We start from the raw sequence: 10,618 nt of genomic DNA, 5'->3' as shown, positions 1-10,618 counted from the left end.
TGGCCTTCGCCAACGAGAGGAGAGGGCTGACGCAGGAAACGTGATGGCGATGCGAAGCTGAGCGGCGATCAGGTCGTCCGAGGCCAAGAAAGCATGAACCCGAGTTGGCCTTCGCCAACGAGAGGAGAGGGCTGACGCAGGGATCGGGCGACGTGGCGCCGCTCAGCCGGGACGGCCGACGCCGACGACCTTGTTCCAGTTCACCGAAGCGACGTTCACAACGCTGCCCGTGTTCGGAGCGTGGACCTGCTGGCCATTGCCGAGGTACACGCTGACGTGGCTGATCGGGCTGTAAAAGAAAATCAGGTCGCCCGGCTGTGCAGCTCCAATGCTGACGTGCGGGATCGACGCGTACTGCGCACGCGACTGGTGCGGCAGGTAAACGCCAGCCTGTGCCCAGGCGTAGCTGGTGAGGCCCGAGCAATCGAACGACACACCGGGGTTCGAGGTGGCGTAACGATACGGCACACCCTGCTGACTGAGCGCCGCGTTCACAGCCGCGCCCGCACGTGACGAAACCGCAGGAGGAGCCATGACGGTGGGCGCTGGCGTCGAGCCTCCGCCTGAGTTGCTGTTACCACCGCTGTTGGATGGTGCTGGCGTGGAGTTGCCGCCATTCGAAGCGGTCGTCGAAGACCCGCCAGAGTTACTGTTATTTGCTGCTGCAGCAACTTGCGCTTCGTATTCGGCGCGAACGCGGGCAGCAGCTTCGGAAGCGCGGCGCGCTTCTTCTTCTTGGATGACCTGACCAAGCTTGGCTTCTGCATCGGCCCGGGCCGCGGTGTACTCAGCAGTGAGGTCGTCGGTGCGGGCCTGTGCGTCAGCAAGATCCTGAGTCAGTTGCTCGGCTTGTGTGCGCTTGCGGCCGAGGTCTGCACGCTCCTCTTCGAGGTCGGCAACAATTGCGTTCAGTTCGTCGGTTGTGACGGTGCCGGCGCTGAGGGCGACACGGGCGAGTTCGTCGCGCTGCATGATCGCGTTGAGGTCGGAGGTGTCTTCGAACAGCGGTCCGAGCGGCGTGGACCCGGCACCGACGAACGAGCGGATTGCCATCTCCCCCAGGTCACCGCGCAGGTCGCCGATTTCGACTTCTTTGGCAGCGACGCGAGCTTCGGATTCGACGATGTCCTTATCGAGCGTGGCCTTTGTGTCGACGGCGAGCACGTATTCCTCACCGATCCGGCGGGCATCTTCTTCGAGTCGTTCGAGCTCGTCAACGATGTCTTCGACGCGTCCACGCTGCGCATCGACCGGGCTGGCGTATGAAACAGTCGGCGTGAACGCTGGCACCAGCAGGGCTGTCGCCACGGCAACAGGAAGAACTCGGAGTAGTTGCTTCATAGGAACGAAACGAACCCTAGCGAATATTACGATCATGTTGCGAAAACGGAACAGAAGTTCACACAGTTCGATCGGTCACCTGAGACCGCCTGATTTTTGCGTGAGCAATTCCAGCGTCGGACCTCCCCATCGCTCACACAAAACAAGACCAGAACGTTTGTCGTAAGGTGCGCGAGTCCGGACGTCAGCCCGAAGCCGCGGAGCCGCTTCTCACTCCCATTCAATGGTGCCAGGCGGCTTGCTCGTGATGTCGTACGCAACGCGATTGACCCCGTCGACTTCGTTGATGATGCGCTGACTCATCACTTCGAGCGTCTCATACGGGATGCGTGCCCAGTCAGCAGTCATTGCATCTTCGCTCGTCACTGCCCGGATGATGATCGGATTGCCATATGTACGTTCGTCGCCCATCACGCCAACCGAGTGGACGTCGGCGAGGAGCGCTGCGTAACTCTGCCAGATCTCGCGTTCGAGGCCCGCCGCTTTCAGTTCTTCGCGAACGATTGCGTCGGCCTCCTGCAGCAGCGCCACGCGCTCTGGCGTGACCTCACCGATGATCCGGACGCCGAGGCCCGGGCCGGGAAACGGCTGGCGCCAGACCATCTCGTCGGGCAGGCCCAGCTCGGTGCCAAGCGCACGGACTTCGTCTTTGAAGAGGTCACGGAGCGGTTCGATCAGTTCAAGCTCCATGTCATCGGGGAGGCCACCGACGTTGTGGTGGCTCTTGATAACCGCAGCTGTTCCGTCGGCACCGCCCGACTCGATGAGGTCGGGATACAGCGTTCCCTGGACGAGGAACTTCGCTTCGGTGATACCACCGGTGTGCTTTTCAAAAACCCGGATGAACCGCTCGCCGATTGCCTTGCGCTTCGCTTCGGGCTCGGTCAACCCAGCCAATGCCTCAAAGAACGACGGACCCTCATCGGCATGAATCAGCTCGATGCCGAGGTTCCGACGGAAGGTCTCGACGACCTGTGCGCTCTCGTTCTTGCGCATGAGGCCCGTGTCGACGTACACGCATGTCAGCTGTGAACCGACCGCCTTGTGCACGAGTGCCGCTGCGACCGAGGAGTCGACTCCACCGGACAGACCACAGATGACACGCGCGCCGCCGACGCGCTCGCGAATCAGCGCCACCTGCTCTTCAACGACCGACGACATCTTCCACTCGGGCGCGATACCGGCACGCTCGTGGAGGAAGCGTTGCATCGCTGCAAGGCCGTACGGCGAGTGCTTGACCTCGGGGTGAAACTGGACGCCGTAGATCTTGCGCTCATCGTTCTCCAATACGGCAACCGGTGCACCGGGCGACGACGCCGTCACTGTGAAGCCATCGGGAGCTTGAGTGATGCCGTCGAAATGGCTCATCCAACATTCGTGACGGTCCGGCGCCTCGTCGGGCAGAATGAGTGAATCGCCAAGCCGCTGCAACTCGGCTCGGCCGTACTCGCCACGCATGCCACGGCCAACGGTGCCGCCGAGCTGCTGCGCGATCAACTGTGCTCCGTAGCAGATGCCAAAGATCGGGATCCCGAGGTCGTACACGGCCGGGTCGAGCGAGGGGGCACCCTCGACGTTCACGCTCTTTGGCCCACCAGACAGAATGATGGCGGCCGGATTCTTCGCCGCCATTTCGGCTGCGCTCAACCGGTGGCCGACGATTTCGGAGAACACGTGAAGCTCGCGAACCCGTCGAGCGATCAGCTGGGCATATTGAGCGCCGAAGTCGACGACCAGGACGGTGGCACGGGGGGTCTGCTGCGATTGACTCAAGACTGTGAATCGTAGAGCAGTGGCACCATCCAGCCGCCCAGGCCTGAACGAGAAGTTCAGTCGAACGATGTGCGCGCTCATCGCGATGCTCATCATGTTCGCGTCAACACCGGCAACGGCACAGGCAATCGACGTACCGGCCGACGAGGCAACACCATCTGAGACGCTGCCGGTGTCGACCGACGATCTTGTCGACGTCGATGCGCCACGGCCGCCGACCACCGCCAACGATTTCTTCCCCGAGGATCGCGACCTCACATCGTGCGTCGGCGTGCTCGAACGGCCAGGTTGCGGCAGCGAGCAGCGCGGCGGTTGGCGTCAGGGGCTCATCTTGCTCGCCGTCCTCAGCGGCCTCGCAATCGTGTTCGGCAACGTCATCCGCAGCAGCCGCAAACGCAGCGGCTGACGTCACCGGCGCAACGGCTGCAGCGACCGGTAGGTGGCGCAGCGCCATGCCCATTCGAACGGGCCGAAGCGGAACCGGGCAAGCCACCACGGCGACCACGTGAGCTGCAACGCCCAGACCGCAAAGACGAACCCGAGCACGAGTGTCCGCGAGACGTCGACGTTGTCGAGCGCGATCGTGAGGACGGCAACACCGATGATCGTCTGGGTGAGGTAGTTCGTCAGCGCCATCCGGCCAACCGCCTGGAGCCGCGCACGGAGCCCTCCAGAATTCCGGCCAGCCCACAGGACGATGAGTGACAGGTAGCCGAGCGCCATCGGCACCGTTCCGAACGTCGAGACGGCATGGCCCGAGAAGGCCGCCGACCCAGCCCAGTCGGTGGACGTGTTCATCAACAAGCCCGCTGCCGACAGTGGAACGCCGATCCCAAAGCCCCACACGGCAGTACGTCGATAGGTCGCCTGACTGGCATTTCCCTGCACGAAACCGAGCCGGAACAGGCCGACCCCGATCAGCATCAAACCGAGGGCCCGGCCGAATCCGTCAAGGAGGAACAGGCCACCGACACCATCCGACAGCTCGCCTCCGATAAACCAGACGCCACCGAGATCAGCATCCTCGATCGACGAGTTGACCATGAGCGAAAGGACAGCAGGCGCATTTGCCACCGCGAGGCCGATGCCAAACAGCCACGCTGCGGGCAGCTTGCGAAGCAGAAGAACAAACGGAGCACACAAGGCGTACACCGTCAGCACATCACCGTCCCACAAGATCGTGTGGGCGACGCCAACGATCAGCAAGAGCAGGTTTCGCCAGAGGCTCAACCAGATCGATCGACGGCCCTTCGCCGCGGCTCGGTCGGCAAAGATCACGATGCCCACACCGAACAGCAGCGAGAAGATCGCCATCATCTTTTGGTCGACCAAGATCCGACCAGCGACCCCGATCGCCGTATCGAGCAGTGTCTCGTTCCCGGCCTGCTCGAGGTTCATGTAGGCGGCATCGGGGAGCGCAAACGACACGGCGTTCATCAGCAGGATGCCGAGCGCCGCGACGCCGCGGATCACATCGAGGCTGTCGATGCGCTGGGCTGTTGGGATGGCTGTTGGGGTAGCTGTTGGCGAGGCGTCGGTGACGACAGGGGTGTCGGGCATGGACTGCACTTTGTCTGGGCGCCGCCAGATACGCATCCGCCGCAGGTCCTACGGTCCTCAACCGTGAGACGGAGCCGAGAACGACGTGTGTCATCCGTCGGGCTGCCCCGAGGCAGTCGGAATTGACGCAGAGTCCTATTCTGCAGCAATGACGCCGGAAGAGTTCCGCAAACACGGCCACGACATGGTCGATTGGATCGCCGAGTTTCTCGAACACGGTGTGGCTGAGCAGCGCGTCTTCCCAGAGACCAAGCCTGGCGATATCCGCGCGCAATTGCCCGAGCACCCACCCACCGAGCCCGAATCGTTCGATGCCGTGATGGCCGACCTGGAGCAGATCATCGTCCCGGGGCTCACTCAGTGGCAACACCCTGATTTCTTCGCATGGTTCCCGTCGAACATCACGTATCCGTCGATACTCGGCGAACTGATGTCGGCCGGGCTCGGCATCAACGTGATGGCCTGGGCCACGTCCCCGGCGGCAACCGAACTCGAGACGCTGATGCTCGACTGGATGCACGAGCTGCTCGGGCTCCCAGACCGATTCCGATCCACCAGCGAACGTGGCGGTGGAGCAATCCAAGGCACGGCAAGTGAGTCGACGCTGATTGCCATGCTGGCGGCACGCTGGAGGGCCACCGGCGGCGAAGTCAACGCCACGGGCGACACCACGCACCTTGTCGGCTACTGCACCGCCCAGGCGCATTCGAGCATCGAGAAGGGATTCCGCATCGCCGGTATCGGCACCGACCGTGTGCGAGTCGTGCCAACCGATGACGAGTTCGCCATGCGGCCCGATTCCTTTGCCGACATGGTGGCCGCCGACCTTGCCGCTGGGCTCACACCGTTCTTCGTCGTCACCTCACACGGCACGACCTCCTCGATGGCGTTCGACCCGACACCGGCAATCGCTGTGATCGCTCAGCACCACAACATCTGGCTGCACGTCGACGCCGCGATGTCCGGCATCGCGGCGCTCGCTCCTGAGCATCGCTGGGTTAATGACGGCCTCGACCTCGCTGATTCGTACACCACCAATCCGCATAAGTGGATGGGGATCAACTTCGATTGCAACCTGTTCTGGACCGCCGATCGTTCAGCGTTGATTGGGGCGCTCAGTATTCTCCCGCCATACCTGGCATCCGAAGCCGCACAGTCAGGCAGCGCGATCGATTACCGCGACTGGGGAGTCCCACTTGGGCGGCGGTTTCGTGCACTCAAGCTGTGGTTTGCGTTGCGGACCGAAGGTGTGGTCCCGATCCAGACCATGCTCCGCGACCACGTTGCGCTCACGCAGGAACTCGCCGGTTGGGTCGCAGCCCACCAGGGGCTCGACATTGTCGCACCTCACCCACTGAACCTGTTGTGCGTCGCGCACACCGATGGTGACGAAGCGACCGACGCCCTCATCAACGAAGCAAACGCCTCGGGAATCGGCCTGTTCACCCGGACGGTGCTCGATGGGCGATCGGTCCTGCGCATCTCGATCGGGGCGCGCGCCACCACGCGCGACAACGTCGTTGTCATGTGGGATCGGCTCGCGGCCGTCGCCGACTCGCAGAGCTGACCTCATGCGCACCGCGAGCGGCTGGGCCGCCGTTGTACTGGTCGGCCTCGGCGCCGTGGTTGCTCAGGCCTTTGGGCGATTCACGTACAGCGTCCTGCTGCCGGCGATTCGCAACGACCTCGACCACTCCAACACGGTCGCTGGACTGCTCGGTACCACCAACGTGCTCGCCTACCTGGTCGGCACCTTCGTGGTCGCGTCGCTCACCACCCGCTTCGCGCTCCTCACCGTGTTACGGAGCGGGTTTGCGTTCTCCCTCGGCGGAATCGCGCTGGCTGCCGTTGCACCGAACGTGTTCGTCTTGAGCATCGCACTCTTTTCGATGGGGTTCGGTGGCGCCTTGATCTGGGTACCGTCGCCCGCAATCGCTGCAGCCGCTGTCGGCCCACACCGGCGCGGTCTCGCCGTCGGCGCAGTCGGTGGCGGGGTCGGCGTTGGAATCGTGGTCACCGGCCAGCTGGCACGCGTCGTGCGCGACCGCTCGGGCGACTCCGCCTGGCGTGACGTTTACCGGATCGACCTCGGGGTCGGCATCGTGATCGTCATTGCAATCGTCCTCCTGCTCCGCCACAGCCAAAACGCACCCAGCCGCCAGCGGGTAGGTGGCGCTGGCTTCGGCATCCTGCGCCAGATGCCCGGTTGGATCCCGATCACCGGCGCCTACGTCACCTACGGATTCAGCTACCTGATCGCCATCTCGTTCCTGACGTCGCGGTTGGAAGACGACGCCGGATTCAGCGAGGGCCTCGCCTCGACGATGTTCACTCTTGTCGGAATCGGTGCGGTCGTCGGCGGTGTGATGATGGGCGTGATCGCAGGCCGATTCGGCGAACGACGAACGCTCGTCACGGGATACGTCATGTTTGCAATTGCACTCGCGGGTGTCCTCACCGGCGTCGTCGGTGTCGTCGCAGCGAGTTCGGTCGTGATTGGCCTGATGTTCGGCGGGTTGCCATCGGTCATCATTGGTTACGTGGTTCGGAACACGAGTCCTGAAGCATTCGGCCCGAGTTTCGCCGCTACAACGTTTGCGTTCGGCGTCGCTCAGGTCACGTCCCCGCAGCTCGGCGGTTTGATTGCCGATATCACCGGCGGGTTCACCCTTGTGTTCGTCGTGGCAATCGGCTTTGCCCTCGCAGGTGCTGCAACGTCCAGCCAGCTACCAACCTGACGCATCACAGATGGGGGTCAGGCCCCTTTCGCAACTCTCTGCCGGTGAGGACGACAGGGCCAGACTCTGCGCCGAGAGCGGCCGAATAGGCACCGCTGAGATGCCGATTTCTGAACTCGTCCCCGACCTCGAAGCCCGCGGGCCGCGGTCCAGACGGTCAACGACGTCGACCTGACGGCGCCCACCGGCAACCAGGCAGCAGTCCAAGCCGTGCTCGCTCCGATGCAGGCTGCCGGTCAGGGCCAAGTCGTCGTCTTCACATCGTCGACGGGCGCTCGTCTCGACCCGATCACCTCGATCTACTGCGGCACTCGGGCCAGGCCGAATGGCATCGTGCAAAAATCGAGGCGCAGACGCCGCTGCGGCGCCTCGGAACAACCGAGGAATTGGCCCACGTGACCGCGCTCCTCCTCGACGGAAAGAACCGCTTCCAGACCGGGCAGTTCTTCGACTTCTCCGGCGGCTGGGGCGCCTGACCGACAGATAGTTGCGAAAGGGGCCTGACCCCATACGCAACTATCTGGGCAGGGTGATCAGGTCAAACAGCATCCGACCGGTGGCGCCCCAGATTGTTTCGTCGTCAAGTTCGAAGAAGTGCAATGGCCGGTCGAGCGGCAGGTTGCCCCAACGCTCGAGGCGATAGGTCAACGGCTTGGTGAGTTCGCTGATGGGCGTCCACATAACTCGATCGGCTTCCATGGTCTGCGGTTCGAGGTGCGGCCGCTCCCCGGCATCGAGTCGTGCCACGACGGGAACGATGTAGCTCTTCGAGACAATGGTGCTCAGGTGCTCAAGTTCACCGACGATGGTCGACAGGGCGGGGTCGAGTCCGACCTCTTCGTGTGCCTCGCGCACAGCCGCCTCGATCGCTGTCTCACCCGGATCGACGCGACCGCCTGGGAAGCTGATCTCGCCCTGGTGATTGCGCATCTCCATTGAGCGTCGCGTGAGCAACACCTCGGCGCCATTTGGCCCATCGGCCAGCAGGCACAGGACAGCAGAGAGCTTGGCATCGGGAAAGGTCGGCAGCATCGGACCCGACCGTTCTGGAACCGGAGCAACCAATTCATCAACCGACCATGACGATCCAAGCTTCCACGGTGTGGCGAAGTGTTCAGTGAATGCAGGAGGGCGAGGGACGCGATCGCGTTGGGCGCCACCTGCGCGCATTTCGGTCATGAAACCATTCGGTCGAACGGCTTCCGGCCCTGCTCACCAGCTTCGAACTGTTCCCACACTGCAGTCATCTTGGCGAGATCAGGCGCAGACAGCACAAAACTCATACCTCCAGGATACGAGTCGACGGTAGGGCTGACACCCCGCTGCCCGTGTCACTCGTTGTCAGCTTCCTTGCGCTTCTCGTTCATTCGCTTCGCCGCATTGACCCCGCTACCCACAACCCGACCAGCCTTCCTACCAAGCTCTTCGCTCTGCGGACGCGCCAACCCATCCTGCGCGGCTTCCTTGCGCTTCTGGTTCATCCGCTTCGCCGCATTGACCCCGCTACCCACAACCCGACCAGCCTTTTTACCAAGCTCTTCGCTCTGCGGACGCGCCAACCGCTCTTGCCGAGCCTGCTTGACCTGCTGCTTGTTTTTCTTGCTGATCGCCTTCTCGGCAAAGTCGGAGTTCAACCAAATAAAGAACATCACGAACGCAATGCCGCAGAGCAACAAGCGCCCCGTACTGTCCACGTCGAACGCCGGCTGAAACGCGGCAGCGACCAGCAGCAACATCACCACGACATCAAGCCAGCGGTGCACCGTCCGGCTCACCAACGGAAACGCCGAGGCCGGCCCCCTGGCAATCGCTGCGTTCATCACAACGAGCCCGCCCATCACAGCAGGAACCACCGGCTCTGGCGCCTGAATCGCAGCGCCGATCAAGACGATGCCGATCAAATACTCAACGACCTGATGCATCCAAAAAGGACGTTGCGCACCCTCAATCGCCGGCATAGGGAGAGAGTACAGAAAGAACAGAAGGAGGGGCGCAGCAGAGACGAGGCCAGCAGCCAGTGAAAAAGTGTGTAGGCCGCGACGACGTGGCCGATGGCGTTCACGAGAAAGGAGAGAAAACCCGGACGTTCGTTGAGCCAGCGAGGTCACGAGCGGGGCGAAAACGAGCGCAGCCCCGGAATCGCTCAATGCGATTCCGGGGCTGGACTGATCATCGGAGCGACGAAGTCGATCCACCCTGACGGAGTCAGGGGCCGGCACGACCGATTTGGGTCAGAGTCGTGCCGGGAGGATCACATCATGCCGCCCATGCCGCCCATGCCGCCCATGCCGCCGTCGCCGGCAGCTTCGGGCGCGTCAGCGACGAGGACCTCGGTGGTGAGGAGCAGTGCTGCGATCGAGGCTGCGTTCTGCAGACCCGCACGGGTGACCTTGGCCGGGTCAATGATGCCAGCCTTGATGAGGTCCATCATCTCGCCGGTTGCAGCGTTCATGCCAAAGGCACCTTCAGCTGCTTCGACTTCGCGCACGACGACCGAACCTTCAAGCCCGGCGTTGTTAGCGATGTTACGGCCGGGAGCAAGCAGTGCTTCCCAGACAGTCTTGGCTCCAGTTGCCTCGTCGCCTTCCAGCGACTCGACGACCTTCAGCACTGCGGCGCGGGCACGGATGAGAGCGGTGCCGCCACCGGCGACCACGCCTTCTTCGATGGCTGCGCGAACCGACGACACGGCGTCTTCGATGCGGTGCTTCTTTTCCTTGAGCTCCACCTCGGTTGCGGCGCCGACCTTGATCAGTGCCACACCGCCGGCCAGCTTCGCGAGACGCTCCTGGAGCTTCTCACGATCCCAGTCGGAGTCAGTGTTCTCGATCTCTGCCTTGATCTGGTTGACGCGACCTTCGATGTCGGCGCTTTCGCCACCGCCATCAACGATGGTCGTGTTGTCCTTGGTGATCACGACGCGCTTGGCCGTACCGAGCAGGTCAAGGGTGACGTTCTCGAGCTTGAGGCCGACCTCTTCGCTGATGACCTGTGCACCGGTGAGGATCGCAATGTCTTGCAACATTGCCTCGCGGCGATAGCCAAAGCCTGGGGCCTTGACCGAGACGCTGTTGAAGGTGCCACGGATCTTGTTAACAACGAGAGTCGCGAGTGCTTCGCCTTCAACGTCTTCGGCGATGATCACGAGTGGCTTGCCGCTCTGCATTACCTTTTCAAGGATCGGCAGCACATCTTTCACCGCTGAG

9 protein-coding genes are annotated in these 10,618 nt (G+C 62.9%); 3 read left to right on the top strand and 6 right to left on the bottom strand.

Translation table 11 applies throughout. From position 1 onward, the window contains the following. Positions 1 to 162: 162 nt before the first annotated feature. Positions 163 to 1,341, bottom strand: coding sequence for an NlpC/P60 family protein (locus ACH2EI_RS05795; protein ID WP_395155703.1), 1,179 nt, complete (start codon positions 1,339 to 1,341; stop codon positions 163 to 165). Positions 1,342 to 1,551: 210 nt separating this feature from the next. Next, positions 1,552 to 3,114 carry a glutamine-hydrolyzing GMP synthase gene (guaA, locus tag ACH2EI_RS05790; protein WP_395155701.1) on the bottom strand — a complete coding sequence of 521 codons (1,563 nt, stop codon included), beginning with the start codon at positions 3,112 to 3,114 and terminating at the stop codon, positions 1,552 to 1,554. 19 nt (positions 3,115 to 3,133) lie between these two features. Here guaA and ACH2EI_RS05785 point away from each other — a divergent pair, with 19 nt between their 5' ends. After that, entirely contained in the window at positions 3,134 to 3,520 is a 387-nt protein-coding gene (locus tag ACH2EI_RS05785; protein WP_395159419.1) for a hypothetical protein, read from the top strand. A 2-nt stretch (positions 3,521 to 3,522) separates the two neighbouring features. Here the strand turns inward: ACH2EI_RS05785 and ACH2EI_RS05780 are convergent, their stop codons facing one another. Then, positions 3,523 to 4,674, bottom strand: coding sequence for a DUF418 domain-containing protein (locus tag ACH2EI_RS05780; protein ID WP_395155697.1), 1,152 nt, complete (start codon positions 4,672 to 4,674; stop codon positions 3,523 to 3,525). A gap of 148 nt (positions 4,675 to 4,822) precedes the next feature. Between ACH2EI_RS05780 and ACH2EI_RS05775 the strand changes: the two genes are divergently transcribed. Both ACH2EI_RS05775 and ACH2EI_RS05770 read left to right on the top strand, forming a co-directional pair. Next, positions 4,823 to 6,241 carry a pyridoxal phosphate-dependent decarboxylase family protein gene (locus ACH2EI_RS05775; RefSeq protein ID WP_395155695.1) on the top strand — a complete coding sequence of 473 codons (1,419 nt, stop codon included), beginning with the start codon at positions 4,823 to 4,825 and terminating at the stop codon, positions 6,239 to 6,241. Between the two features lie 4 nt (positions 6,242 to 6,245). Continuing rightward, positions 6,246 to 7,412: an MFS transporter gene (locus ACH2EI_RS05770; RefSeq protein WP_395155693.1), complete on the top strand. Its 1,167-nt coding sequence runs from the start codon at positions 6,246 to 6,248 to the stop codon at positions 7,410 to 7,412. 516 nt (positions 7,413 to 7,928) lie between these two features. Here ACH2EI_RS05770 and ACH2EI_RS05765 read toward each other — a convergent pair. From ACH2EI_RS05765 to groEL, 3 genes are all read right to left on the bottom strand, one after another. Further along, a complete protein-coding gene (locus tag ACH2EI_RS05765; protein ID WP_395155691.1) occupies positions 7,929 to 8,591 on the bottom strand; it encodes an NUDIX hydrolase in 663 nt (220 codons plus the stop codon). 152 nt (positions 8,592 to 8,743) lie between these two features. Next, positions 8,744 to 9,370 (bottom strand): hypothetical protein, encoded by a 627-nt coding sequence (locus ACH2EI_RS05760; RefSeq protein WP_395155689.1) that lies wholly within the window; start codon positions 9,368 to 9,370, stop codon positions 8,744 to 8,746. A 293-nt stretch (positions 9,371 to 9,663) separates the two neighbouring features. Then, positions 9,664 to 10,618 (bottom strand): chaperonin GroEL (groEL, locus tag ACH2EI_RS05755; protein ID WP_395159417.1); only part of this gene is annotated, 955 nt, incomplete at its 5' end.

It is taken from the genome of Ilumatobacter sp., from assembly GCF_041688325.1.
GTDB lineage: Bacteria > Actinomycetota > Acidimicrobiia > Acidimicrobiales > Ilumatobacteraceae > Ilumatobacter_A.
The sequence above is the reverse complement of the archived record's forward strand: the minus strand, read 5'-3'. Positions and strand labels throughout refer to the sequence as shown.